Source organism: Klebsiella ornithinolytica (assembly GCF_030505655.1).
Taxonomy (GTDB): Bacteria; Pseudomonadota; Gammaproteobacteria; order Enterobacterales; family Enterobacteriaceae; genus Klebsiella; species Klebsiella ornithinolytica.
The window spans coordinates 2,570,597-2,595,850 of the sequence record NZ_CP130153.1; the positions used below are offsets into that span (position 1 = coordinate 2,570,597).

A 25,254-nucleotide genomic window follows, 5' to 3' on the forward strand; every position below is an offset into this window, starting at 1 on the left:
CTAATCTTACTGGATTACCGAGTCCAGGAGACGATGATGGCCGACAATAACCCCTTTTTGCGCGTCAGTCTGTTGCCTTATCAGGCACCCCAGTTTGATCTGATTGACGATACCCATTACCGACCGGCCTTTGATGAAGGCGTTCGCCGTCAGCGGGAAGAGATTGCCGCGATAGTAAATAATCCGGCGCCGGCGGACTTTGCCAACACGCTGGTCGCGCTCGAGCAGAGCGGGCAACTGCTGGCGCGCGTTACCCGGGTATTTTTTGCCATGGCCGGGGCGCATACCAACCCGACGATCCAGGCGCTTGATGAGCAATTTTCTGCTGAGCTGGCGGATCTGGGAAATGATATCTGGCTTAACGCGGCGCTATTCGAGCGCGTGAAGCAGGTATGGCAGCAGCGTGACACCTTGCCGCCAGATAGCGAGTCCCGCAGGCTGCTGGAGATCACCTGGCAGCGTTTTACGCTGGCCGGTGCGACCCTGGCCGATGCGCAAAAAACGGAGCTGCGGGCTTTGAATACCCAGGCTGCGGCTTTGCAGAGTCAGTTTCAGCAGCGGCTGCTGGCGGCGGTTAAATCCGGCGGTCTGGTGGTTGACGACCCGGAGCAGTTAGCCGGACTCAGCGATGAAGAGATTGCTGAAGCCGCAGATGCCGCGCGGGAAAAAGGGCTGAGCGATCGCTGGCTGCTGCCTTTGCTGAACACCACCCAGCAACCGGCGTTACTCGCTTTACGCTGCCGCCAGACGCGTGAAAATCTGTTTGCTGCCGGCTGGAAACGCAATCAGAAGGGCGATGCGAATGATACCCGCGAGCTGGTGCTTCGCCTGGCGGAGATTCGCGCCCGGAAAGCGGAACTGCTGGGCGTGGCGGATTACGCCAGCTGGTCGATGGCCGACCAAATGGCGGCAACGCCCGAGGCGGCATTTGCGTTCATGCGTCGGATAGCCCCGGCCGCCCGGGCAAGAGCGGAACGGGAGCTGGCGGATATCCAACGGGTGATTGATGGTGAGGGCGGCGGTTTTAAGGCTGAAGCCTGGGACTGGTTGTACTACGGCGAACAGGTGCGCCGGGCGACATTCGCCATCGATGAAGCCCAGTTAAAACCCTACTTCTCCCTCGACCGCGTTTTAGAGGATGGCGTGTTCTGGACGGCGTCGCAGTTGTTTGGTCTGCGCTTTGTCGAACGGTTTGATATTCCGGTTTATCATCCGGACGTCCGGGTATGGGAAATTTTTGACGCCAACGGGGAAGGTCTGGCGCTGTTTTACGGCGACTACTTCTCGCGGGATTCGAAAAGCGGCGGGGCGTGGATGGATGTCTTCGTTGAACAATCCACGCTGCTCGCCCGGCATCCGGTGATTTACAACGTCTGCAACTACCAGAAACCGAAGGCCGGCCACAGCGCGCTGCTCTCCTGGGATGAGGTCATCACCTTATTCCATGAATTTGGTCACGCGCTGCACGGGCTGTTTGCCAGTCAGCGTTACGCCAGTCTGTCGGGGACCAATACGCCGCGCGATTTTGTTGAGTTTCCGTCGCAGATCTTTGAGCACTGGGCCAGTCAGTCTCAGGTGTTCGCCCACTATGCGCGCCATTATCAGACCGGGGAAGCGATGCCGGATACGCTGCGTGAGCGGATGCTGCGCGCGGCGAAGTTTAATAAGGGCTATGACATGAGCGAGCTGCTGGCGGCGGCGCTGTTGGATATGCACTGGCATAGCCTCTCGTCGGCAGATATTCCGCGCGATGTCGATAGCTTTGAAGCGCTGGCGTTGCGTCAGGAGCAGATGGACCTCGCCGCGGTACCGCCGCGCTACCGTAGCAGCTACTTCTCGCATATCTTCGGCGGCGGCTATGCCGCAGGTTATTACGCCTACCTGTGGACGCAGATGCTGGCCGATGACGGCTATCAGTGGTTCGTTGAGCAGGGCGGGTTAACCCGCGAAAACGGCCAGCGCTTCCGCGAGGCGATTTTGTCCCGCGGTAACAGCACTGATTTAGCAGAACTTTATCGCCAGTGGCGCGGGCACGATCCGAAGATTGAGCCGATGCTGGAAAACCGCGGACTGAGTGCATAGGCTAACCGTGTGTCGGAAACAGAACCGGGCCTGAGGCCCGGTTTTTTGTCCACTTTTTGTACCTCAACATCGCTCATGCATGTCGGCGGTATGGGTAAAATCTTGTCCGCAGGCCGGTAGATTCACCCCCTGGGGACAATGACATTTTCTCTCTCCGTCACTCCTCGACCATCCACATATCAGCCTCTTCAAACATTTCCTGCACAGCACGGCTGATTTGTTCTTTTTCGTGCTTGCTGGCATCGGTGTTAATTGCCGGTAGCGTCATCATCGGCTTTACACGTACATCAGCATCGGGAAAGATACGGTGAATTCGCTTCGATAGTTCAGCTGCAATCGTCTCTTTCGCCCCGGGAAGGCCCTCAAAGTTCCGCTTGTCATAAATCAGTTCCACAAACATATTTCATCTCTCAGCGTTAATTGTTGGCGCTATTTTTACTGTATTTGCATACAGTATCAAGTTGCGTGGACGACGGGAAGGCCAATAGCGCGATGCAGCGATGGTTTGTTGTGTGTCGCTGGCGAAACCGTCACACGGTTCGTCACGAAAAGAGCCGCTGATTAAACGTAGCCAGACGTCGGCAAACAGAATCGCCCGGTGTTATCTCTTCTTCATCCTGCAGACCTCTTGCGGCGCTGTCCTTAGTGACGCCCTGCGCTCTGAACGACGTTGTTAAACAACTAAATATTAACTCTTTGTAATTAATATTTTTTTTGCTGTTTATTTGCCCCCGCTTAGACGAGAATATCCTCCCCGATAATGAAATGGCTGAATGTTACGAGGGAAATCATTTGATATTACCGGGAAGAGATGGGATCAAGCGGGAACCCGCGGGATTGCTGGAATGCCTAGTTTTGGCATTTGATACCAACTCAAGGGAAGATGGCTGGTTTTGGATTAAATTTGATACTGGTGCTTTATTAGTGTTAAGTCACTTCTGATAGCGTTCAAACGGGCTGCTAATGCCTTTTAGACGTTAGTGCGGTTCGCTGCTCAATGGTTTCTTTAGCGCTCCCTCAAAAGAACATCATCGTTCTTATCATTTTGATGTTTCTTTGCGGCTGATAATAGCATAACCATTTGTCATAGAATGATTTTCTAAAGCAGCCATCTAAAGGAACTCATTCTCTAAAAGAAACAATCTCTTTTGCTTTGCTAACTATTGACTCTGCCAGACGTCCCTATCCGGCCTTTTTGTCATTTTTTGATGGGGATGGTGTAGTTATGATCCCACCAGTTTCAACATCGCCCCCTTTTACCTGGTTATAAAGTCTGAGAATCCGCTCTCTTTCGCTTTCAGGCAACTTCAAGAAGTCACTAACGTCATCGGCGCTATTGATTGCAGAAATGATGCCTGCCACTCCATGAATTATGATGGCATCCGCTAGCTGCTGACCTTGCTCTTCTGGCAACCGTTTTATAATGGCCTCTAAAATTGAATCAGTATGAGCCTTCGTCTCAACATTACCTTCCTCGTCCTTTTGTTCGATACCGCAAATCAACCATACAAGTGATACACCGCATGCCTCGGCAACAAGCGCGGCACTATCAATACCAGGGTAAATGTCACCACGAAGGTACTTTCTTATGGTTGTTTCCGACATACCACTCTTCCTGCCTAGCTCACTGTTGCTCATGCCATTCATGGCCTTTTTTAATCGTGCCCCAAAACAGTTTATTCCACTCGACATAAAAATCCGATCTCGATTTTTTGCACTAGCTTCGGTTTTTTCTGTGTAAGTCATTGATGTATACCTTTTTATTTATTTGAAGTTATTGCCATAAAACCTCGACTAAAAATCCGATCAAATTTATTGATTTCGGATTATTGTTCGAGTAGTCTTTAATGAATCCGATAACCGTTTTTAATTATCGAATCAGATAAACCAGAGAGGATCACATGATGCAGCTGTTGAAGCAAGATCTGACCAAAGTATTCATCGAGCCAGGACAGGACTGGTCCAGCAAGGCGATCATCGCAGCACTGGACAAAAAAGGTTTTGATTTACAGGACATTGAGAAAGAACTCGGACTGAAAAGCGGTGCTGTTCGAAATGCCTTTTATCGTAAATGCGTTCGTTATCAGGAAGTGATCGCACAAAAAATCGGAGTTACGCCAGAGACTATCTGGCCTAGCCGTTATGTTTCTGACAAAGAACTGAACGACTGACGGAGGAAATGGAATGTCTCTCTGGTTAACTGCGCGGGAGTGCGTGAATTTACCTGGTCTTCCGGGTCGCGAGCATAACATCCGTATCAAACTGAACAAGTTTGCTGAGGGTAATTCAAGCCTCGTCCGTAAACGTGCCGGTAGCAAGGCTTTTGAATTCCATATTGATTGCCTTCCAGAAGTGGCGCAGCAGGCACTCCGTGCTCGCCAGATAAAAGAACTGATGAACGGTTCACCGAAAGAACTGCCTGCAGCCCCGGTTGGTTCGTCGCTGACTCCGCGAGCCAAAGGTACCGAGGAAAGCAAAATCGCGGTATACCGCAAATGTCCTGCTCTGATGGAGAAGAAGCTCAACGGTCTGACAAATGCACAGCGCCAGACTGCTGATGCACGTATGGCGCTGGTCGTTGAAGTGCTGCGCCTTGGTGAACTGCCGGGATACAGCCGGGCAAAAGCTATCCGCGAGATCGTACGTCAGGCACAAAATGGCGAACTGCCTGAGCGGTTGAGTGCAGCGGTCTCAATGGCGAACGCCAAAAAAGGCGCGTCACGGTCGCTGAGTGAAATATCACTCAAGCGCTGGGTGGCGGATTTTAACAAGACCCGCTCCGCCGCAGAACGTCTTCTTTTACTGGCTCCGGGTAAACGTCAGGTCGTTAAGCCTGAAGAAATCAGATGGTTGCCCGAATTCCTGAGTTTTTATCGTCGCCCTGACGGTCGCGGTATTCAGGAGGCTTACGATGATTTTGCAGCTGAATGGGCTGAGCGTTACCAGGATGATTCGATGATGGCCGCAGCCATCCCTTCTTACGATCAGGTGTGCTATGCCATGAATAAATTACCCGTTGTTGTTAAGCAGAAAGGCCGCATCACTGGTAGCGAGTTCCGTCAGTATGAGGGCTTTGTCCGTCGTGACTGGGAGTCATTACCGGTTAATTACGTCTGGATTGGTGACGGCCACGGCATGAAGATGAAGGTTGCCCACCCTGACCACGGCAACCCGTTTTCGCCGGAGGTGACGTTTATCCTGGATGGTAGTTGCCGCTATATTGTCGGCTGGAGTCTGGCGCTGTCTGAAAGTGTGATAGCTGTTGCCGACGCCCTGCGCCACGGCATTAAAAACCACGGCAAACCGTTCCTGTACTATTCCGATAACGGTGGCGGCGAGACCAACAATACCTTCGATGCTGAGCTGACAGGTATTCTTCCCCGCCTCGGTATTGATCACCGTCTGGGTATCCCGGAAAACCCGCAGGGTCGCGGTATTATCGAACGCCTTAACCGTTCGCTGGCCATGCGTATTTCACGCCAGTTCGCCACCTATTACGGCACCGGCGCAGACCGCAGCACCGTTCGTCGCATGACAAAAGCGCTGCAGTCCGCGACGAATGCAGCGAACAAAGGGAAAGAGCTGACTGCAAAACAACAGCAGACCCTGCGCGATCTGCCCTCATGGGAATCTCTCATTGAACACATCGAGGCCGGTGTTGAGTGGTACAACAACCGCCCGCATGAGTCTCTGCCGCTTCGTGGTGATGGTGAGCACTTCACTCCGGCGCAGTTCCGCCGCTATAAGCTGGAGAAAGAAGCGACAGAAATTGAGTGGCTGTCGGAGCTGGAACTACGCGAAATGTTCATGCCGCAGATAGAGCGTACCGTCAACCGCTGTGAGGTCCGTTTATTCAATAACCTGTATTACTCCGCTGAGCTGAATAACGAGCACGGTAATAAAGTGCTCGTTAATTACGATATTCACGACGCAACAAAGGTTGTTATTCGTCGCCCGGATGGTTCATTTATTTGCGAAGCTGTCTGGGATGGCAATAAACAGCAGGCATTCCCGGTTACTGCCGAATATCACCAGCGCCAGCAACGTATCAAAGGGATGCGTCAGCGCGGCGAGGAGAAAGTCCGCCTGGCCGAGGCCGAGAACGTCCACACCCTGCCAGCTCCGACAGAGCAGGAATGGCTGCATGGCAACGTCTATCGCCCCACTCGTGGTGCTGCGCCTGTAGCGCTGGCAGAAATGGAGGAAGAAGAATACAGCGAGGATGAGTATCTGAATAACTCGCTGGATATGCTGGAATCAAATAAACGTAAAAACGCTATTTAAGGCCGTTTAAATACCCTTCAAATAATGGAGAAAATTATGTCAGAGGTGAATATTTCCGATATTCGCGAGGTTCTGCGCAACCTTGTCGATGGTAACCGCTTTACTTTTGCTCAGGTTGCCCGTGAAACCGGCTTATCAACCGGTGTGGTTAGTGGCTTCATGAACAATAAATATGCCGGTGATAACGCTCGCGTCGAGAAAGCGCTGCAGCGCTGGGTCAATAAACAGCATTCTGCCGCCGAGTTGCCAGCGCCACCGCGCTTTATTGAGACCCCAACAGTTAAACAAATCTGGACAGCTTTCCGCTATGCCCACCTGACGGAGTGCATCGGCGTGGTCTGCGGTAACCCTGGCGTCGGGAAGTCCGAGGCCGCGCGGGAATACCGTCGCAGTAACGACAACGTCTGGATGATAACGATCACCCCATCATGTGCGAGCGTGCTGGAGTGCCTGACCGAGCTGGCCTATGAGCTGGGGATGAATGATGCGCCGCGCCGCAAAGGTCCGCTGGCCCGCGCACTCCGCCGCCGTCTTGATGGCACTCAGGGCCTCGTCATCATTGATGAAGCTGACCACCTTGGCGCTGAAACGCTCGAAGAGTTGCGCCTGCTGCAGGAGGCTACCCGCGTCGGGCTGGTGCTGATGGGTAACCACCGCGTCTACAGCAACATGACCGGCGGCAATCGTACCGTTGAGTTCGCCCGCCTGTTCTCGCGTATTGCCAAACGCGTGGCGATTAACAAGACCAAAAAGGCGGATGTGGAAGCCATTGCTGATGCCTGGCATATCGACGGCGAAAAAGAGCGTGATCTGCTTCAGAAGATTGCGCAGAAGCCCGGCGCACTGCGCATCCTCAGCCACTCACTGCGGCTGGCGGCGATGACGGCTCACGGCGCAGGTCAGGCTGTCAGCGAGAGCTACATCCTCAAGGCGCTGCGCGATCTGGATCTGGATGTTGATGTTTCGACGTTATTAAGGGGGTAGCGGCTTATGGAAAGCAGCAAAACAGTGAAATGTACCCGATGCCGGAATGTTCACAAGGAAAGCGAACGCTTGAGCGTCCGGGACAAGTCGTATCGGGGCATCAAAGTATTCGTTCTTGTATGTCCACGCTGCGGCGGAAAAAGCTTCTATGACCTGACGAAGGAGAGTTAAGAGCATGATTACTGAACGTATTGCTGAGCATGTTGGAATGGCCACCGCTGCGCAGGCATGGCTGCAGGCGCGCGGTAGTCGTGTTACGGAGATGCGGGTGTGGATGCGCCGCCCGTGTCTGGAAATCACCTGTCCGCCGAATGAGCTGGTGAACAGGGCTAATCATCTGATTGAACGCTGCCCCACCGGGACCCGTTCCGTGTGGATGGCCACTCTCGAAGGTTGTCATGTTATCTGGAGGTAGTTATGCAAAAGCGCCGTAAGTGGACCCAGTCCGAAATTCAGTTTGTCTGTGAGAATGCCGGAAAAATGACCGCGCAGGAGATGGCTGAGAAACTCAACCGCAGCCGCCAGGCAATCTGCTCCCAGGCGAATCGCTGGGGTCTGTCGGTTCAGGTTCAGACTGCAGAGGATCATGATATCTATCTGTGTCGCGAACTTTATAAGGAAGGGCTTACCATTCCGGTTATTGCCGAAAAGATGGAATTAAGCCTCCGTGCCGTTTCAAACATCGTTTATTCAGGCTGTTATTAATTTAGCGAGGGTTTTATGAATACTTTAAATATCATCCCGGAAGGTTACCGGATTAACTCTCAGGGGCATTTAGTTCCTGAATCACAGATTAAACCGCTTGATAAGCTCCGCGATGAAGTGGTGCTCGGCATCGTTGAGGCAGCTCGTATGCAGCGTCAGTCGCTGGTCGAGTTCAAGCTCGGCTCTATGGCGAAAATCGGTGATTTTATCGACCTTTCAGCAGCGGAATACGGTGTTGAATATGGCGGAGCTAAGGGCAATGTCACGCTGGCCAGCTTTGATGGCCGTTATAAGTTGGTTCGCGCCGTAGGCGAGCATCGCATCTTTGATGAGCGCATTCAGGCAGCGAAAAAGCTGATTGATGACTGCATTCATGAATGGTCTGCCGGGGCTAATGAAAAGATTATGGCAATGGTCGATCATGCCTTCCGTGTCAACAAACAGGGCCGGATTGATATCAATCAGGTTCTGGGGCTACGCTCACTGAATATTGACGATACCAAATGGAATGAAGCAATGGACGCAGTGGCCGATGCTATTCAGGTCACCGGAACCAGCCAGTATCTGCGTTTATATGAGCGTCAGGATGATGGCACTTATAAACAGATATCACTGGATTTAGCCAAACTCTGAATATTCGTTAATTGACTTTGTTTAATTTCCGGCGTCAGCGCCGTGGGGTTGCTCACGCCGAAATCCAGTAAGGGCATATTATGAATCCGAAAGCAAAAGGTATTTTTGAGGCTGCATTCGCCAAATGGGGATTTGAATCACAGGTACTTGTTCTTTCCGAAGAGGCCAGCGAATTATCAGCTGCCTGCTGTCGTTTTCTAAACCATAAAACCGACAGCAGCAAAGTGGCCGAAGAAGCGGCGGACGTTGAGATCATGATTGAGCAACTGCGTCATAACGGGATGGGCCCGATGATTGACCATGAAAAGAACCGCAAGATGGCGCGTCTGGCTCAGGTTGTTGGTGTTGAGTCACAACCTGTCAATCCCTTTGGCCCGTCCGTTATGGGGCTTCTGGAGGAAGCGACAGAACAGATGGGGCTGGCAGAAACTCTCTATCGCGACACCAAAACCAGCAATCGCTATGCCGCCGCCCGCGCCCGTATGGCCGTCAGTCTGCTGATGCAGGCGGCTCAGAAGATGATGCGCGAGCAGCAGTATGCCGAACGTATGCGGGCGGAGGATAAATCTCATGGTTAATTTAGAGCAGATTAAAGCTGATATTGCGGCCCGTAAGGCGATGCCAGCATGGGGGCCTAATACTTCCATCGAGCGCATTAAGACCATTAATGTAACGCTCCCCAGCTTTTCTCTGAAAACGGTAGAGGCGCTGATAGAGGCGCTGGAGAAGGCGCAGCAGCGCAACGCAGAGATGGAGTCCTGCGCCGTGAAGCTGCCTCAGCGTCACAGCATGCTGCTTCGCGAAGACTTCAATGAGGATTATCACACCGAAATGGCCTACAAAGCGGATGAAGTACAGGCATCGCTGGCCGCCGCTGGCATCAAGTGGGAGGTCTGAATGATGACCCGCTCAAACGCAATCCAGATTATCCATATCGCCAAAGGCCAGCTGGCGCTTGACGATGACACTTACCGCTCCCTGCTGGGGGCGGTAGTTCCGGGTAAGTCGAGCTGCCGCGAGATGACCGTCATCGAGCTGCGGAGCGTCATTCAGGCGCTGGAGGCTAAGGGGTTCAAAAGCAAACCTCAGCGCCGTTCCAAGCGCCGCATGTCTGCCCCGTCTGACGTGAGCCTGAAAATCCGCGCGATATGGAAAACGATGTTTAACGAGGGTTTTATCCGGGATGGTAGCGATATTGCGCTCGACCGTTTTGTCCAGCGCCAGACTCGCATCCGTAATGGCGGCGCTGGCGTCTCCAGCCTGGAATGGTTGCGCGGTGATGCCGAAGCGAATTTCCTTGAGAGCCTGAAGCAATGGCACATCCGGTCGATGAGGGAGGCTATGTTGGCGCACCACGTCCGGCTCCCTGAAAATCCGGTTACCGGCGAGGAAAGCCGGGACTATGACACAATCTGCAGCGCTTACGCTGATGCAGCCAGAAGGTGGATAAAATGAGTGGCGATCTCTTTGGTGACGTGCAGGACGACAGTATTCTGGACCATATCGATGATGAGATGGAGAGTTCCCGTTTCCCCTCGTTGTTGGCTGAACTGAATGCGTTATTGCGTAAGGAACTTGAACGCTTTGGCTATGACCCGCGTCATTCTATCGAGCTGGTCGCAGCCATCAGCAGTAAAATCGGTGGGATGCAGGTTTACTTTCCACGCGGTCAGGTGCTTGAGCAACTCATCAGGGATATGCGTATCTGGCGTGATTTTCAGGGAAATAACATCCCTGAACTGGTTGAGCGCTACCAGGTGACCTACAAAACGGTGTATAAAGCTATCAAGCGAATGCGAAGGCTTGAAGTAAGTAAAAGACAATACTCTTTGGATATGGAGTGACAATAATGATCGGTGGGTTACTAATTGATGTGATTGTTGTTGTATGCGTTTTTTGGGTTTTTTTTGATGCGGCAAATAATAAAATCGGGACCTATGTTGCAACTGAAGGACTACACAAAGGCTACAAGCGAGGTATGCCCCCTGTTGTATGGGGACTATTTTGTATGTTTATCATTCCTTTTTTTATTTACCTTTTTCGCCGGAAGGCACTGATATCAATTGCTCAACAAAATCCCGTTGAAACAGATAAAAGTCGTGGCTTTATTTTGCTTTTTCTTATGGTAGCGGTTATGGAACTATACAGTTACCGAGAATTTCTTTTTTACTATTAACCATCAATGAAGCCGGTAAATCCGGCTTTTTTTATGCCTGCAGCAAACTGGGATTAAGTCAGATTGACTTAATCCCAAAGGTGCAGGCATGACAACATCATTTACCCCCGCATTTTCTCACGCGCTCGCTTTCGTTCTCGCCCGCGAAGGTGGTTATGTTAATGACCCGACCGACAAAGGCGGCGAAACCAAATACGGCATATCCGACAGGCGCGATGGACTTGCCGATGGCAAAGCCGACGTCGATGGCGACGGCAAACCCGATACCCGAATTAAGGACCTGACCGAAGAACAGGCCGGGCAAATTTATTTCCGCGATTACTGGTATTCCTCCTACTGCTCACAGTGGCCTGATGGCATCTCCCTTTTTGTGTTCGATTCTGCAGTACAGCACGGCGTTAAAAAAGCGATTCAGCTCCTGCAGGATGCCGTCGGTGTCACCGCTGACGGCATTATCGGCCCCAAAACCCGCGCCGCTGTAGCCTCAACTGATGCCGAATGGCTTCTCCTGCGCTGCTTCCTGCGCCGTTCCCGCTATTACGCCGACATCATCAAAGCCAATTCCTCGCAGGGTAAATACCTCAATGGCTGGTTTAACCGTCTCGATGAACTGGCGAACGCCTGTCAGGAGGTCATCGGCGGTCAGGTATCGGTTCCCCGGAGCTGAGCATGGGTAAGGGCTGGGATTCGTCGTTACGCGCGGGGCGGCGGGACCGTCTCCGTCAGGAGGTGCTTCACAGGGTTGCCGGTGGCCCTCCGCCCGTTCCACAGGACTACACAGGCTGTGACGGTACTCATGCCAGTTATTACCGCAGGGGCTGGGACTCCGTCGATACAAGAGACATCGTCTGGCAGTGCCAGCGATATAAGGAAAAACATCATGTTTAAATCGTTGAATACCGACTGGCTGAAGCTGGCATTACTCCGGGTATTTCAGTCCGGCTGGACGGTGGTGATTCTGGTGGGATTGTCGCTGCTGTTCTGCAGCTTCACTGGCCGTCAGGCGTTTATTGTCTGGTGGCTGACATTCGCCGGGGTGCTGTTAATTGGGGCGAGCGTATGGCTCGGCAATCTGCCTTACCGTCTGCTGCAGCCGGGTAATTCTGCTCGCCGGTGGTCAGGTGTGTTGTCCTGGATAATCTGGGGAGCTGGTTTCCTGTTGCTGGCCGTCGCTCCCGCGAATGCAAAAGACCCGTGGATCCTGCTGTTTAATCCGCTGGCTGGACTGACTGCATTCCTTCTCTGGTTATGGGCTTCACATAAGGAGCCCCTCAAATGGATCCGATAACCCTTTCCACCGTGGCCTCCGTGTTGCTCAAGGCGGGCCCCTCACTGGTCCGCACTGTCGGTGGCTGGTTCGGCAGCGATACCGCCAGAGCCGCAGACTCGGTGGCCAGTATTGTCGAGACCGTCAACGGTGCCATCAATCCAGCCGACCAGCAGCGTGTTCTGGAGCAGAAGCTGGCACAGTTGCCCCCCGAACAGCTGGTACAGCTGGAAACCCTCAAGGTACAGCTGCAGCAGTTCCAGCTGGAGCGGGACAAGGCGCAGATGGCCGACCAGCAGGCCGCGCAACATGAACAGCAGGAAACCATCCGCAACGGCGACAATGCCACGGACGAATATGTCCGTCAGACCCGCCCGCTGATGGCCCGCTTATCCCTCTACAGCAGCATTGCCTACGTGATGATCATGTCTCTGGGTCAGCAGGCTGGCGCGGTGGCCGGTGCTTTCGGCCATGCGTTTACCATGCCCGAACCGGACTGGGATATCGCGCTGATGCTGGCAACCCCGGCGCTGGGTTATCTGGGTTTCAGGACGCTGGACGGTTTCGCTCGCTACAGCAAATCCAGCAAACACAAGGTCATGGTGGGTAAATGACTAAAGCATTTGATCGCGCCAGCGACCTTGAAATGGAAGAACGGGAACGGCTCTTAAACCAGCATTTAAAGCGCGTTAAAGAGCTGCCGGATGAGTACGGGTTCTGTAACGACTGCGGCGCAGCGATTCCGGCGAAGCGACTCCGGGCGCTGCCGTACGCAGTGACCTGCTTCACCTGTCAGACCATCAGAGAACATAAGGAGAAGCATGGGCTGGGAAATCATTAAGGGTAACTGGGCGATCATCTGGGCGCTGTTTATGTCCGCCGTGAACGTTATCCAGCTCCTGCTGGCCAAAACCTACGTCAAACGCGAGGAGCTGGAATTGTTGCGTACCCGTCTGCAGGGCATCGAAAACACCATCGCAGGACTTCCCAGCCAGAAAGACCTGCATCAGTTGCAGCTGGAAATGAGCAACCTGCGGGGCGATTTGCGCGAACTGGGCCCGGCGATTCGCCAGGTAAAACACGTCAGCGATCTGCTTCTGGAAAACGAGCTGAAGGAAAAATAAGAGGTGACTATGCGTGACATTCTCGACCAGGACCAGCGCCTGGTTATTCTGCGATCCCTTGTCGAATGCGGTGACAGCGCCAACGAGTCGATTCTGCAGACGTGCCTGCAGACTTATGGCCATCGCGTTTCCCGTGATACCGTGCGCACGCATCTGGCGTGGCTGCGTGAGCAGGGTCTGGTCAGTCTGACGGATGTTTCCGGCTGTTATGTGGCTGAAATCACCGGTCGCGGTGATGACGTCGCCAGCGGTCTCGCCACAGTTCCGGGGGTGAAAAAGCCCCGCGCGAGGGGGTAATTATGGATAAATCAGCCCTGCAGAAATTGCTGATGACATGCCGTGAGCAGGCCGAACAGTTCCGCCGCTTATCACGGCTTGCTCATCATAGCCCGGCAGAGGAACTCACTTTGTCGTGGCATTCACTGTTAACAGCAGCAACCTCACTGGAATCGCTCTGTTGTTCATGCGACAAGCTCCTTGCTGAACTGGGACAACTCGACCGTTCTGAAACGCAGCTTATTGTTGAGCGCGATGCTGCTCAAGAGACACTCAGCGCCATTTACGAAGCGGTGACAGGCGCAGCCCCGGAATGGAGCAATGTTTTTACCTACATGGACGCTATTGATGAAGTTAATGAGTTGATGGCCGCAGGGGAGAAAACATCGCATGTCCACTGAACAAAAGCCGACCCGTGGTCGCCCCTCCAAAATCGACCTGCTGCCGGATGGTGTACGCGATCAGCTGCATCAGATGCTGCGTGAGAAACGCCACACCCAGGAAGAGATCCGCGAAGCGATTAATGAGCTTATCGACAGCCACAACCTGCCGGAGGATATGAAGCTCAGTCGCACGGGCCTGAACCGCTACGCCAGCCGTATGGAAGAGTTCGGGGCCAAAATTCGCGCCTCCCGCGAAATGGCGGAAATCTGGGCCGCGAAGCTGGGTTCCGCGCCAACGTCTGACGTCGGCAAATTGTTGATGGAGTTTGTGAAAACGCTGGCATTCGAAACGTCTATGTCACTAGCTGAAGAAGAAGGTCCGGTTGAGCCGAAGGCCCTCGGCCAGCTGGCGCTGGTTGCTCAGCGTCTGGAGGCGGCAGCGATGGCCAGCCACAAACGTGAGAAAGAGATCCGCCAGGCCTTCGCCGAGGAAGCCGCCGCGCAGGCGGAGAAAATCACCAAAAGCGCCGGGCTGTCTGCGGAAACCGCCGCTGATATCCGTCGCCAGATTCTGGGGATCGCATGATGGCCGGACCATTGTCAGCGCAGGAACAGTTACGTAATCAGTCCGCCAGCGCCATTCTGGCGGGAGAATTCGACGCGGATCAGGTGCTGCTGCCTTATCAGCGTCGCTGGATTGCGGACACGTCCCAGCTCAAGATTGCCGAGAAATCCCGTCGTACCGGCCTGACGTGGGCGGAAGCCGCCGAGGCTGCGCTCAGCGGGTCAATGTCACCGGAAGCCGGAGGAACTGACACCTTCTATGTCGGCACCACTAAAGACATGGCACGTGAGTTTATCGACGCCTGCGCCATGTGGGCGAAGGCATACAATCTCGCGGCCTCCGCGATTGGCGAGGAAGCGCTGGAGGATGACGACAAGGACATACTGGTTTACGTCATCAACTTTGCCAGCGGCTTCAAAATCAAGGCGCTGTCGTCAAACCCCTCTAACCTGCGCGGTATGCAGGGTAACGTCATCATTGACGAAGCGGCATTCCAGAAAGACCTCGCTGCCGTGCTGAAAGCGGCGCTGGCGCTCACCATGTGGGGGTCTAAGGTCCGTTTGATCTCCACCCATAACGGCATTGAAAACCTGTTCAATACCATCATCACTGACAGCCGCGCGGGCAAAAAACGGTACTCCGTTCATCGTATTGATATCGAGCTGGCCATCAGCGAAGGGCTGTATCGTCGTATCTGTCAGGTGACGAAAAAGCCGTGGTCACCGGAAGCCGAGGTGGAGTGGCTGGCGAACCTGCTGAGCGATACCGCCACCGAAGAAGACGCCCGCGAGGAATACTACTGTGAGCCGAAGAACGGCGGCGGCACCTATCTCGCCCGTTCCATTCGTGAGCGTGCTGCGCGGGGGGCCGGTCCCGTTCTCCGCTTCACCGGCACCGCCGGATTCAATGCCATGCCGGAAATTATCCGAGCGCTGGATATGCAGGAATGGCTGGATAAGCAGGTTCTGCCTGTGCTGAACACGCTCCCGCAAAACCTCCGCCACTGCCTCGGCGAGGACTTTGCGCGGTCGGGCCACCTGACCGTTTTTGCGCCGATGACCGTCAACGATGACACCACCCGTACCGTACCGTTCCTGGTCGAGCTGGCCAACGTTCCCTACAAGCAGCAGGAGCAGGCGTTGTTCTTTATCTGCGATCGACTACCGCGCCGCGACGGTATCAAGCTTGATGGTCGCGGGAACGGTAACTATCTGGCGGAGCAGGCAGCGGAGAAGTACGGCGCTGAAGTGGAGGTGGTTATGCCGTCCGTCGCCCACTACCGCGAGAACATGCCGCGCTTTAAGTCAGCGTTCGAAGACGATGAGCTGATACTGCCAAAGCACGAGGATGTGATCAGCGACCTCGGGCAGATTGTCGTTCTGCGCGGTGTACCGGGAATTGACGACCGGGAAAACACCGGCAGCGATGGCCACAAGCGTCACGGCGACAGCGCGTATGCGATCTTCCTCGCCTTTCTCGCCAGTAAAGAGGACTGCCAGCGGTACGAACTGCACCGGCTTAACACTCCCCAACAGCAGCGCAACAGCGACAGTCATCGTCAGTTGCGTATCACCCGTGGTCTTAAAAATCAGCGAGGACTGCTCTGATGTTAAAAAAACTTACCGGGGCCATCCGCAGCCTGTTGAGTCCCTCAACGGGTGAGCCGGTCACTGTCAATGAATCGGATATGAAACAGGCTGAAGCGAGGGCCGGGAGCATCAGCGTCAGGCGACCCTCTCCGGGCATCAGCGTGGCGAGTACCTTATCTCCGGCCAGACTGGCCGGGGTGTTACGTAATGTGACCGAAGGCAATGCCAGCGATTACTTTATCCTGGCCGAAGAAATGGAAGAGCGTGACCTGCACTATTCCAGCGTCTTACGTACCCGCAAGCTGACCGTCGCCGGTATTCCTCCGGCAGTGGAAGCGGCGAGCGACGATGAACATGATGTGATGCTGGCTGATGCCGTACGCGATCTGATTGAGCAGCCGCAGATACCTGAGCTGCTGTTTGACCTGCTTGACGGGCTCGGCAAGGGTGTGGGTGTCTGCGAAATCCTCTGGGACACCCGTGACGGCTGGAAACCCCGCGACTACGAATGGGTTGACCCGCGTTTCCTCAAAACTGACCGTGAAACCCTGCGCCAGTTCCGCCTGCTGACCGATGAGCAGCCGGTTGATGGTATCCCGCTGACGCCAGGTAAGTATGTTATCCATTATCCCCGCCTCAAGTCCGGTCTGCCCCTGCGTAACGGTCTGGCCCGTCTGGTGGCGGTGATGTATATGCTGAAGTCCTTCACCGTCCGTGACTGGTGGGCGTTCGCCGAGAAGTTTGGCATTCCCATCGTCGTCGGCAAGTACGGGACCAATGCCTCCGATGAGCAGATTAAGATCCTCATTGACGCCATCAGTTCCATCGCTTCCGATGCCGGGTGTGCTATCCCCCAGAGTATGCAGCTTGAGATGCAGGAGACGGCCAGCCGTAACGGCGGTGGTGCTCTCTTTAAAGAAATGGCGGAGTGGTGCGACGCCCAGACCAGTAAGGCCGTACTGGGGCAAACTATGACCACCGATGACGGCAGTTCGCGGTCTCAGGCCGACGTACATGACCGGGTGCGCATGGATATTGCCCGCTGGGATGCCCGTCAGCTTGAGAACACCCTCAATGAGTTTCTGGTACGCCCGTTTATCCAGTTCAACTACGGGCCGCAGGAAAAGTACCCGCGAGTGAAGCTGACCATCAGCGAACCGGAGGACCTAAAAGCTTTTGTCGATGCGCTTATCCCCCTGGTTGATCGTGGTCTGCGGGTGCAGGAATCTGAGGTTCGGGACAAGTTCGGTCTGGCCGAACCAGAGAACGGCGCGGCGGTACTATCACCCTCTAACAGCTTCTCCGCCTTCAGCCCGGCACCGGCACTCAACCGCGAGCAACTTGCGCTTAACCGTTCACAGGACGATGAAATTGATGTGATGGCCAGCGAAGCGCTTAAGGACTGGGAGCAGACCGGCGATGCCTTTACCAGTCCGGTGCTGCAGCTGGCGAAAGAGGCTGGGAGTTTTGAGGAGTTTCTGGCGCGTCTGCCGGACCTGCAGAAGACGCTGGAGCCTGCCGCATTCGTCGAGCAGCTGGCGATGCTGAGCTTTAAGGCGCGGACACTGGGAGATGCGAACGATGGCTAAGGCTCCCGATATTATCCCCAAAGAGGCACTCGCCTGGCTGAAGTCCAAAAAGCTGATGCCGGGCTTTGATTACCGTGATGTGTGGAAGCAGGAGCACAGCATCGGTTTCACTGTGGCGAAGATGACGCAGCTCGACCTGCTCTCTGACGTCAAAACGCTGGTTGATGAGGCAATGGCCAGCGGCCAGTCGTTCGCCGAGTTCCGCGAGGTACTGAAGCCGCTGCTGGTGAAGCGTGGATGGTGGGGTCAGCAGATGATGGATGACCCGCTGACAGGTGAGACAAAGCCGGTGCAGCTCGGTAGCGATCGTCGTCTGCGCACTATTTATGATACCAACATGCGCACAGCCCGCAGCGCCGGGCAATGGGAACGCATTGAGCGCACCAAACGTGCGATGCCGTATCTGCTCTATACGCTGGGGCCGTCACGCGAGCACCGTGCCGAGCACCTGAAATGGGAGGGCCTTTGTCTACCCGTTGACGACCCGTTCTGGCAGACACACATCGGCCCCAACGGCTGGGGCTGTAAATGCGGCGTTCGTCAGGTCAGCAAATACGAGTACGATCAGTTGCAGAAAAATGGCGTCCCGCGCAACGTGCAGCAGCTCGATGACAGCGGCCAGCCAACCGGCCACGTTATCCGCCAGACCGTCCCGGTCCGCACCGAAGCGCCTCCCATCAAACGGGTGAAGTGGGTTAACAAGCGCACCGGCGAAGAGGAGCTGGTGCCGGAGGGAATTGATCCGGGCTGGGACTATAACCCCGGCATGCGCCGTCAGGCCGAACTTGAGCGCCAGCTGGCCGCGAAGCAGAGCGCCTTCGACAGTGATAATGAAACGAGGCGGTAATCCGTCTCAAACGCACTCAGGGACTTTACCGGCATTTGTGGTACGATGATTCTCTGAAAAATACTTAAACGCGCCACGGCGTTTTTGAACGTGGTTTGAACGGGGGTAAGCTATGGAGTTCGTTAATAGTTATAGAGTAGTGTCGACTTTGATATTTCAGAGGCCTAACGAAAGTGCTTTTAAGTATGAGATTGTGCAGTCTTTAGGAGAACAACCTGAATTAATTTTTAACATTCATATCTTAAGGAAGGTTACTGTACACAAAAAACCTCAGCCTTTTGATGTTTCTCATCGTTCGTTTGATAATCCAATTACAGCTAATTCATGGATTTTTGCACTTTCGAAAAAAATTGATGGTGTAAAGACTATTGAAGATGCTGAAGCTGCAGCAAAAAAGGATTACCTCCAGAACTCTTTCTTTATTGAGAATGGATTTAGATAGCAGGGAAAGCGGTTAATCTACTTTCTCCTTCCCCATCACCGACACTGTCCGTCAGTTACCTTTAACGACGGACAGCACCATGCCAAAGCCTGCAACACAACTCGAATTTCTGGCCCTGTGCTTCGAGCTTCCCGACCTGTCGGATGCCAGCACGCCGCTGCCGGAATGGTTGCCGATGATCCCTGCGGGCACATTCACTGGCCGGGATGGCCGTACGTGGGTAAACGACAATCCGCAGGCCATTATTGCCACGTCCTTTCGTTACCCGACGTTGCCGTTTGATGCCGAACACTCCACCGAGCTGCTTGGGCCTAAAGGTGAAGAAGCTCCGGCTTATGCCTGGATTGATGCCATGCGCGTCAACGCCGACGGCAGCATTGACGGTCATATCGAATGGACGCCTGACGGCGAAGCGCTCGTTCGCGGTAAGAAGTACCGCTATTACAGTCCGGCTTTCCGTCATTTCCCTACCGGTCAGGTCTCGCATCTTTCCAGCGCTGGCCTGACCAACAAACCCAACCTGTATTTACCCGCTCTTAACTCGGAGAACACCATGCCTTTACCTGTGCAGATTGCCACGGCACTGGGGCTGGCTGAGACCGCGTCGGTTGACGATGCCGTATCAGCGATCCAGACCATCAAGAACAGCGAACAGACCGCGCTGAACCGTGCTCAGAACCCGGACCTGTCAAAGTTCATCCCGCAGGAGACCTATCAACTGGCGCTGAACCGCGCTCAGACAGCGGAAGATCGTCTGAAGACACTGGATGAGAAGACGGCCACCGCGCTGGTTGACGATGCCGTAACCGCCGGGAAAGTCGCGCCCGCTAACCGCGATATGTATCTGGCCCTTTGCCGCAGTGAAGAAGGCCGTCAGCAGTTTGCCGAGTTCGTGAAAACTGCGCAGCCGCTGGTCAATCAGGACCCGTCCAAAGGTAAAGAGAACAAGGGGCAGCAGACCACGCTGACCGAAACCGAACTGGCGATGTGTCGCAGCATGGGTCTTACCCAGGAAGAGTTTCTCGCCGCTAAACCGAAACAGGAGCAATAAGAATGCCGCAACCGTCAGCAGAAATCCTGCACGCGCTCACGACCTCCCTGAGCGCAGCTTTCACCCGAGGTCTCGCAGGTGTGACTCCGCAGTACCTGCGCATTGCTACCGAAGTGCCGAGCGGCTCCGCGTCCAATACGTACGGCTGGCTTTCGGACTTACCGACCATCAAAGAGTGGGTCAGTGAGCGCCAGTTCGCGCAGTTGTCTCAGTACGGCTACACCATCGCCAACAAGACCTGGGAAAACTCGATCCGCGTCAAGCGTGAAAACATCGAAGACGACCAGATTGGCCAGTACAGCGTCATTGCGCAGGCGTTCGGTCAGCAGGTCGCCGAATTCCCTGACACGCTGAGCTTTCCGCTGCTGGTTGCCGGTTTCACCACCCTGTGTTTTGACGGCCAGAACTTCTTTGATACCGACCATCCAATGGCGGGTGGGACCTACAGCAACATTGTGGGTGATATCGCGACTGACAAAGGTGAGCCGTGGTTCCTGATTGATGAAAGTCAGGTGCTGAAACCCATCCTTTACCAGAAGCGCCGCGCCTTTAACTTCCAGGCACTGGATGACCTCAGCAGCGAACACACCTTCAAGAACAATGAGTTCCTGTATGGCGTGGATGGGCGCTGCAACGTTGGTTTTGGGTTCTGGCAGACCGCCTGCGGGTCCCGCGCACCGCTGACTGTCGCCAACTATGAAGCGGCGGTGAAGGTGCTGCAGGGCATGAAGCGCGATTCCGGTTCGCCGCTGGGGATCCGTCCGACCACGCTGGTCGTGGGTCCGAACAACCGCGCAGCCGCGAAGAAGATCATCGACGCAATGCTGGTCGATGGCGGTAACTCCAACATCTATTACAAGGATGTGGAAATCGTCGACAGCCCGTTTATCACCACCCCGGCGTAATCGCCAGTCTGCGTTTTAAAACCGTTACAGCGGGCGTTAAACCCGCTGTAACCCACCTTTAAAGAGGATGGAACAGTGAGTGGAACGAAAGAAAAAGCAACGGGTAAGCAAAGCGCTAAAAGTCGCGCTGGCAAGGTTTCAGCGCCGGAAGTGGCACAGGCTGATGCATCTGACCTGCCGGGAGCTGAACGGTCAGTCACATTACCAGGGCATTACGTTGCGGTGGGTGCGTCCCCCGTCAGCCTGAAGCCTGGCGATGCTGGTGCGCCTCCGTCATCTGATGACGTCATTACCCTGACCGGGGACAACGTCAGCATTTCTGCCCCTGCGATTCACATTTCAGCGGAGCACCTTAATTCCGTACAGCGTGAATTACAGACAAACCTGACCCCCGAAGGTCTGGCCGCCGGTGGCGGAAGTGAGAACCTTATCACCGCGTCCCCTGCAACCGACGATGTTGTAGTGCTGGAGGTTCGCGCCAGACATGAGCGCGGGTTCTGGCGCTGTGGCCGCTTCTGGCCGCGTGAGCCGGTGCATGTGTTTGTCAGCGACGATCCCGATGGCGAGAACGAGGCGAACGCGTTGGAGGGTGATGTGGTGGTGGAGTGCTTCATCAGTCACGAAACCGCCGAGCGACTGAAGGCTGAGCCTCATCTGGTGGTGGCGGTAGTGCCGGTTCTGCAGGTGGCGGAGAAAGACTGATGGGAATTTACGTTACCCGTGATGACCTGCTGGCTGCGGACGGGTCGCTGGTCTGGACTATGGCCATCGACAAGGCAACGAACCAGCTCGACGAGACGAAGATAGCCACGGCCATCGAGGATGCCGACGCGGAGATCAACTCGTTTCTGTCAAAGCGCTATCAGTTGCCGCTGAACATCACCACCGTTCCGCGCCCGCTGCACCGGGTGGCCGTATCCATCGCCATTTACTGGCTGTCCGAGCGTGACAATCAGATCACCGACCTGATTCAGAAGCGCTACGACAGTGCTGTCCAGACCCTGAAGGAGATGGCGAACGGTACCCGCGACCTCGGGCTGCCGACCGACACTCCGGCCCCGGAGACCGATAACGGCAGGATGATTGTTGTCTCCGATAACAAACGCCTGTTCACCCGCAACAACCTCAAAGGGGTGCTGTGATGGGGATTTCGGTTGAGGTTATCGGCGCTGAGAAGCTGCAGCAGATGCGCATGGCCATCGAGAAACTTTCCGACAGTTCGCTGCAGCAGGAGCTGCTGGAGAGTATCGGTGCTGTCGTGGAATCGCAGACCCGCCGCCGCATCAGTGACGAGAAAACCTCACCGGCTGGCGAGCGCTGGGAGGAGTGGTCCGAGGGTTACCGCAAGACCCGCAGCGGGAATCAGAGCCTGCTGCAGGGCAATGGCGATCTGCTCGACAGCATCCAGTACATCGTCGAACGTGGCCGCGTTCGTGTGGGTTCGCCGCTCAGCTACAGCGGCGTTCACCAGGACGGCTTTGCAGGTAGCGTCCCGGTCAGCGCTCACAAGCGTCTCATTCATCAGGCGTTTGGCCGGGCGCTCAGGCATCCGGTCTGGCAGACGGTGGGCTCCCATACCCGCCAGATGAATATTCCGCAGCGCGAGTACCTCGGGCTGTCCACCGCAAACAGTGATGAGCTGATGCATGTCATCGGCGACTTCTGGAAAGAGGTATTACCGTGACTAACGAACGTCCGCCGCTGCTAACCACCGGCTCCACGGTCTCCGCCGCTGAGAACATTGTGGCGTGGCTGAAGCCGGAGCTGCTGAACGAACCTCAGCAAAACAAACCTGACCGCGTCAGCGTTATCGAGCGCCATATCGGCCAGTTCAGCACCCCGGCAGAGGTCAAAACCTACCTGACGGATCGTGATGGTTGCATCCGTCTGGCCGCACTCCGCGTGCGCAATGTCCGCGCTCAGGCTGGCGGTACTGTCGGCGATGTCACCTGGGCGGCCTACGTCATGGCCACCGATGCATGGGGATATACGCGCGATACCCGCTGCGAGGTGCTGGTCGGAAAGCTGGTGCGCCGTATTGTCCAGCGCGGAGCCGCTAACGGTATGAAGGCCGAGCGTCTGGCCACCTCCGTCAGTGCCGACAATATCTATTCCGGCGGGCTTAACGAGCTGGGCCTGACCATGTGGGCCGTGACGTGGGAACAGGAGTTCCGTCTGGATGATGAAATCGACCTTGCCACCCTCCCGGACTTCCTGCGACTGGGGGCCACGCTGCAGGTCGGCGATGGCACCACCCCGATTGAAGACGTTATTAACGTAAGAGAGCCGTAACGATGAAGAAACATATCAAGCCCGCCCGCGCGGGGCTGCAGGTGCGAAAAGCTGATGGCCAGCGCCTCAGTCCTGAAGGGGAAACGCTCCTCATGAGTGCATGGTGGCATCGCCGAGAAGCTGAAGGTGATGTTGTTATCACCGATATCCAGGCTGAATCCGTAACCGAACCGGCGGAAGTCCGCCAGGCCCGAACCGCAAAGGAGAAGTGATATGTCTGCACTGGGTGATATTCCTGCTGATGTCCGCGTCCCGCTGGTGTACATCGATATCGACAATTCTCAGGCGCTCGACAGTGCCCCGGCACAGTCGCGCAAAATTATCGTCATCGGCCAGCAAAGTGCGACCGGCACCGCTGCCGTTCTGACGCAAAACCGCATCACCAGCGACGGCACCGCTGACCAGCTCTACGGTAAAGGCTCCATGCTCGCCGGGATGCTCAAGACCCTGCGTAAGGCCAACAGCTATACCGAAGTGTGGGCGATGGGCCTGGCTGATATCGCTGCCGGTGCTGCCGCAAAAGCAGAGCTGACCATCACCGGCCCGGCCACCGCGGCAGGTACGCTGGCCCTGCTGGTGAACGGTATCTCAGTGCAGGTCGGTGTCAGCGCCGACGCGACAGCGGACACCATCGCTGCGGCTGTCGTCACCGCCGTCAACAAGCTGCCTGACACGCAGGTTACTGCTGCACTGAAAGCGGACTCCACCACTGCCGTCACCCTGACCACCAATTGGAAAGGCGTGACCGGCAATGCGATGGACGTCCGTCTCAACTACTACACCGGCGAGCAGACACCGGCAGGCGTTGCGGTGGCCATGACCGCTTTCACCGGCGGCACCGGTACGCCGGATATTGCGGCAGTCGTCGCGGCGCTGGGTGATGACTGGTACACCGATATTGTGTTCCCGTACAACGATACGCAGAGCCTGAACACCATCCGGGATGAACTGCTCGAACGCTGGGGACCGCTCAAAATGATTGAGGCGCAGCTCTGGACGGCCTTCCGGGGCACCCATGCCGAAAGCGGCACCTTTGGCGAAACCCGCAACGACTGGCTGATTTCCTGCATCGGGACCAACATCGCCCCGCAACCGCACTGGCTGTGGGCGGCATCCTACGGCGGCATCGCGTCCTGGTATCTGGCTAACGACCCGGCCCGTCCACTGCAGACGCTGGTGCTCCCGGGCATCCTGCCGCCGGTCAAAACGGTGCGCTGGGATATGCAGGAGCGCAACCTGCTGCTGCATGACGGTATCGCCACCCATTACGTTGACGCCAGCGACAACGTCTGCATCGAGCGTGAAATCACGATGTACCGCGTCAACCAGTACGGCGATACCGATACCTCGTACCTCGATGTGCAGTCACCGGCGACGCTGGGGCGTATCCGCTACGTCATCAAAAACCGGTTCACCAACCGCTACCCGCGTCACAAGCTGGCCGGGGATGATGTGCTCGACCTGCTCGATCCGGGCCAGCCGGTGATGACGCCGAAGATTGCCCGTGCCGAGCTGCTGGATATCGCGCTGACCGAGCTGATTCCGGCTGGTCTGGTTGAAGACTTCGACGACTACAAAGACACGCTGGATGTCTATCTCGACGGCGACGATAAAAACCGCCTGAACTTCATCTGCCACCCGAACCTTGTCAACCAGTTACGAGTGCTGGCCGGTCTCGTCCAGTTCAAACTTTAAGGAGCCTTTATGAGCATTCTGGGTCAGGCGGCCATCCGTATTAATGGCCGCGAAATCAAGACAGAGGGTAAGTCCACTCTCAATCCAGGTGGTAAAACGCGCACCCAGCATATGGGGGGCGGCAAGGTCTGGGGTACGTCCGGCAAGATGGCGGGCCCCTCGATCCAAATGACTATCGCCGCAGCGCAGGATATGGACGTTATTGAAATCAGCAACTGGGAGAATGTCACCGTGATGTTTGAAGGCGATAACGGCCTGACCTACATGATGACTGGCGCGGCGACGGCTGAACCGGCCACGCTTGATGAGGATGGCGGCACCATCAGCGCCAACTTCATCGGGACCAAACTGGTGAAGGTGTAAGT

Annotated in this window: 36 protein-coding genes; 34 read left to right on the forward strand and 2 right to left on the reverse strand. The window is 55.4% G+C overall.

All coding sequences use genetic code 11. The features are described from left to right. Positions 1-36: 36 nt before the first annotated feature. Positions 37-2,082 (forward strand): peptidyl-dipeptidase Dcp, encoded by a 2,046-nt coding sequence (gene dcp / locus Q1L34_RS12140; protein WP_064357013.1) that lies wholly within the window; start codon positions 37-39, stop codon positions 2,080-2,082. Positions 2,083-2,239: 157 nt separating this feature from the next. Here the strand turns inward: dcp and Q1L34_RS12145 are convergent, their stop codons facing one another. Both Q1L34_RS12145 and Q1L34_RS12150 read right to left on the reverse strand, forming a co-directional pair. Continuing rightward, positions 2,240-2,482 carry a DinI family protein gene (locus Q1L34_RS12145; protein ID WP_004862406.1) on the reverse strand — a complete coding sequence of 81 codons (243 nt, stop codon included), beginning with the start codon at positions 2,480-2,482 and terminating at the stop codon, positions 2,240-2,242. 782 nt (positions 2,483-3,264) lie between these two features. After that, positions 3,265-3,828 carry a helix-turn-helix domain-containing protein gene (locus tag Q1L34_RS12150; protein ID WP_194813326.1) on the reverse strand — a complete coding sequence of 188 codons (564 nt, stop codon included), beginning with the start codon at positions 3,826-3,828 and terminating at the stop codon, positions 3,265-3,267. A gap of 155 nt (positions 3,829-3,983) precedes the next feature. On the opposite strand from Q1L34_RS12150, the gene Q1L34_RS12155 reads away from it, so the two are divergent. The 33 genes from Q1L34_RS12155 to Q1L34_RS12315 all read left to right on the forward strand — a co-directional run bounded on the left by Q1L34_RS12155 (position 3,984) and on the right by Q1L34_RS12315 (position 25,252). Then, on the forward strand, positions 3,984-4,253 hold the full coding sequence (locus Q1L34_RS12155; protein ID WP_077268068.1) for a helix-turn-helix domain-containing protein: 270 nt from the start codon (positions 3,984-3,986) through the stop codon (positions 4,251-4,253). Positions 4,254-4,266: 13 nt separating this feature from the next. Then, positions 4,267-6,366: a Mu transposase C-terminal domain-containing protein gene (locus Q1L34_RS12160; protein WP_327204534.1), complete on the forward strand. Its 2,100-nt coding sequence runs from the start codon at positions 4,267-4,269 to the stop codon at positions 6,364-6,366. 36 nt (positions 6,367-6,402) lie between these two features. After that, entirely contained in the window at positions 6,403-7,350 is a 948-nt protein-coding gene (locus Q1L34_RS12165) for an AAA family ATPase (protein ID WP_110228127.1), read from the forward strand. A 175-nt stretch (positions 7,351-7,525) separates the two neighbouring features. After that, positions 7,526-7,765, forward strand: coding sequence for a hypothetical protein (locus Q1L34_RS12170; RefSeq protein WP_016807480.1), 240 nt, complete (start codon positions 7,526-7,528; stop codon positions 7,763-7,765). 2 nt (positions 7,766-7,767) lie between these two features. Then, a complete protein-coding gene (locus tag Q1L34_RS12175) occupies positions 7,768-8,055 on the forward strand; it encodes a helix-turn-helix domain-containing protein (protein ID WP_110228128.1) in 288 nt (95 codons plus the stop codon). Between the two features lie 15 nt (positions 8,056-8,070). Next, positions 8,071-8,688, forward strand: a complete 618-nt coding sequence (locus Q1L34_RS12180; protein WP_110228129.1) for a DUF3164 family protein — start codon at positions 8,071-8,073, stop codon at positions 8,686-8,688. An 80-nt stretch (positions 8,689-8,768) separates the two neighbouring features. Next, positions 8,769-9,266 (forward strand): nucleoside triphosphate pyrophosphohydrolase family protein, encoded by a 498-nt coding sequence (locus Q1L34_RS12185; RefSeq protein WP_064169526.1) that lies wholly within the window; start codon positions 8,769-8,771, stop codon positions 9,264-9,266. Beyond that, positions 9,259-9,585, forward strand: coding sequence for a hypothetical protein (locus Q1L34_RS12190; RefSeq protein WP_064169527.1), 327 nt, complete (start codon positions 9,259-9,261; stop codon positions 9,583-9,585). Before Q1L34_RS12185 ends, Q1L34_RS12190 begins: the two co-directional genes overlap by 8 nt. Further along, positions 9,586-10,143: a gp16 family protein gene (locus Q1L34_RS12195; protein WP_227661601.1), complete on the forward strand. Its 558-nt coding sequence runs from the start codon at positions 9,586-9,588 to the stop codon at positions 10,141-10,143. Continuing rightward, complete coding sequence (locus Q1L34_RS12200; RefSeq protein ID WP_064169528.1) at positions 10,140-10,532, forward strand: Mor transcription activator family protein; 393 nt, start codon at positions 10,140-10,142, stop codon at positions 10,530-10,532. The genes Q1L34_RS12195 and Q1L34_RS12200 overlap by 4 nt, the downstream gene beginning before the upstream one ends. A 5-nt stretch (positions 10,533-10,537) precedes the next feature. After that, positions 10,538-10,864, forward strand: a complete 327-nt coding sequence (locus Q1L34_RS12205; RefSeq protein WP_064169529.1) for a hypothetical protein — start codon at positions 10,538-10,540, stop codon at positions 10,862-10,864. 88 nt (positions 10,865-10,952) lie between these two features. Beyond that, entirely contained in the window at positions 10,953-11,531 is a 579-nt protein-coding gene (locus Q1L34_RS12210) for a glycoside hydrolase family 108 protein (protein WP_131034719.1), read from the forward strand. 2 nt (positions 11,532-11,533) lie between these two features. Then, positions 11,534-11,752, forward strand: a complete 219-nt coding sequence (locus Q1L34_RS12215) for a hypothetical protein (protein WP_071786705.1) — start codon at positions 11,534-11,536, stop codon at positions 11,750-11,752. Further along, positions 11,745-12,152 carry a hypothetical protein gene (locus Q1L34_RS12220; protein WP_110223673.1) on the forward strand — a complete coding sequence of 136 codons (408 nt, stop codon included), beginning with the start codon at positions 11,745-11,747 and terminating at the stop codon, positions 12,150-12,152. The genes Q1L34_RS12215 and Q1L34_RS12220 overlap by 8 nt, the downstream gene beginning before the upstream one ends. Next, positions 12,140-12,745: a hypothetical protein gene (locus Q1L34_RS12225; protein WP_064365545.1), complete on the forward strand. Its 606-nt coding sequence runs from the start codon at positions 12,140-12,142 to the stop codon at positions 12,743-12,745. Before Q1L34_RS12220 ends, Q1L34_RS12225 begins: the two co-directional genes overlap by 13 nt. Next, positions 12,742-12,972: a TraR/DksA family transcriptional regulator gene (locus Q1L34_RS12230; RefSeq protein ID WP_004114564.1), complete on the forward strand. Its 231-nt coding sequence runs from the start codon at positions 12,742-12,744 to the stop codon at positions 12,970-12,972. Before Q1L34_RS12225 ends, Q1L34_RS12230 begins: the two co-directional genes overlap by 4 nt. Beyond that, on the forward strand, positions 12,953-13,255 hold the full coding sequence (locus Q1L34_RS12235; protein WP_004114566.1) for a DUF2730 domain-containing protein: 303 nt from the start codon (positions 12,953-12,955) through the stop codon (positions 13,253-13,255). The genes Q1L34_RS12230 and Q1L34_RS12235 overlap by 20 nt, the downstream gene beginning before the upstream one ends. A gap of 9 nt (positions 13,256-13,264) precedes the next feature. Continuing rightward, entirely contained in the window at positions 13,265-13,552 is a 288-nt protein-coding gene (locus Q1L34_RS12240; protein WP_016807465.1) for a VpaChn25_0724 family phage protein, read from the forward strand. Between the two features lie 2 nt (positions 13,553-13,554). Next, positions 13,555-13,932, forward strand: coding sequence for a hypothetical protein (locus tag Q1L34_RS12245; RefSeq protein WP_080816242.1), 378 nt, complete (start codon positions 13,555-13,557; stop codon positions 13,930-13,932). Continuing rightward, a complete protein-coding gene (locus Q1L34_RS12250; RefSeq protein WP_064169534.1) occupies positions 13,922-14,500 on the forward strand; it encodes a DUF3486 family protein in 579 nt (192 codons plus the stop codon). Before Q1L34_RS12245 ends, Q1L34_RS12250 begins: the two co-directional genes overlap by 11 nt. Further along, the gene (locus Q1L34_RS12255; RefSeq protein WP_064169535.1) at positions 14,497-16,086 is read left to right on the forward strand and encodes a terminase large subunit domain-containing protein; all 1,590 of its coding nucleotides are present in this window, start codon (positions 14,497-14,499) and stop codon (positions 16,084-16,086) included. Before Q1L34_RS12250 ends, Q1L34_RS12255 begins: the two co-directional genes overlap by 4 nt. After that, the gene (locus Q1L34_RS12260; RefSeq protein ID WP_064169536.1) at positions 16,086-17,657 is read left to right on the forward strand and encodes a DUF935 domain-containing protein; all 1,572 of its coding nucleotides are present in this window, start codon (positions 16,086-16,088) and stop codon (positions 17,655-17,657) included. The genes Q1L34_RS12255 and Q1L34_RS12260 overlap by 1 nt, the downstream gene beginning before the upstream one ends. Further along, positions 17,650-18,504 carry a phage minor head protein gene (locus Q1L34_RS12265; RefSeq protein ID WP_064169537.1) on the forward strand — a complete coding sequence of 285 codons (855 nt, stop codon included), beginning with the start codon at positions 17,650-17,652 and terminating at the stop codon, positions 18,502-18,504. Before Q1L34_RS12260 ends, Q1L34_RS12265 begins: the two co-directional genes overlap by 8 nt. A gap of 112 nt (positions 18,505-18,616) precedes the next feature. Next, on the forward strand, positions 18,617-18,946 hold the full coding sequence (locus Q1L34_RS12270; RefSeq protein WP_064169538.1) for a hypothetical protein: 330 nt from the start codon (positions 18,617-18,619) through the stop codon (positions 18,944-18,946). 79 nt (positions 18,947-19,025) lie between these two features. Further along, complete coding sequence (locus tag Q1L34_RS12275; RefSeq protein ID WP_049082011.1) at positions 19,026-19,997, forward strand: phage protease; 972 nt, start codon at positions 19,026-19,028, stop codon at positions 19,995-19,997. Positions 19,998-19,999: 2 nt separating this feature from the next. Beyond that, entirely contained in the window at positions 20,000-20,902 is a 903-nt protein-coding gene (locus tag Q1L34_RS12280; protein ID WP_019704461.1) for a Mu-like prophage major head subunit gpT family protein, read from the forward strand. Between the two features lie 75 nt (positions 20,903-20,977). After that, positions 20,978-21,604, forward strand: coding sequence for a hypothetical protein (locus Q1L34_RS12285; RefSeq protein WP_327204535.1), 627 nt, complete (start codon positions 20,978-20,980; stop codon positions 21,602-21,604). Then, positions 21,604-22,044, forward strand: coding sequence for a gp436 family protein (locus Q1L34_RS12290; protein ID WP_032751414.1), 441 nt, complete (start codon positions 21,604-21,606; stop codon positions 22,042-22,044). Before Q1L34_RS12285 ends, Q1L34_RS12290 begins: the two co-directional genes overlap by 1 nt. Beyond that, on the forward strand, positions 22,044-22,586 hold the full coding sequence (locus tag Q1L34_RS12295; RefSeq protein WP_064169540.1) for a phage virion morphogenesis protein: 543 nt from the start codon (positions 22,044-22,046) through the stop codon (positions 22,584-22,586). The genes Q1L34_RS12290 and Q1L34_RS12295 overlap by 1 nt, the downstream gene beginning before the upstream one ends. Continuing rightward, positions 22,583-23,194 (forward strand): hypothetical protein, encoded by a 612-nt coding sequence (locus tag Q1L34_RS12300; protein WP_327204536.1) that lies wholly within the window; start codon positions 22,583-22,585, stop codon positions 23,192-23,194. The genes Q1L34_RS12295 and Q1L34_RS12300 overlap by 4 nt, the downstream gene beginning before the upstream one ends. A gap of 2 nt (positions 23,195-23,196) precedes the next feature. Next, positions 23,197-23,406 carry a DUF2635 domain-containing protein gene (locus Q1L34_RS12305; protein ID WP_049082007.1) on the forward strand — a complete coding sequence of 70 codons (210 nt, stop codon included), beginning with the start codon at positions 23,197-23,199 and terminating at the stop codon, positions 23,404-23,406. A 1-nt stretch (position 23,407) separates the two neighbouring features. Further along, a complete protein-coding gene (locus tag Q1L34_RS12310) occupies positions 23,408-24,889 on the forward strand; it encodes a phage tail sheath subtilisin-like domain-containing protein (protein WP_064169542.1) in 1,482 nt (493 codons plus the stop codon). 9 nt (positions 24,890-24,898) lie between these two features. Further along, positions 24,899-25,252, forward strand: coding sequence for a phage tail tube protein (locus tag Q1L34_RS12315; protein ID WP_019704455.1), 354 nt, complete (start codon positions 24,899-24,901; stop codon positions 25,250-25,252). Positions 25,253-25,254 lie beyond the last annotated feature (2 nt).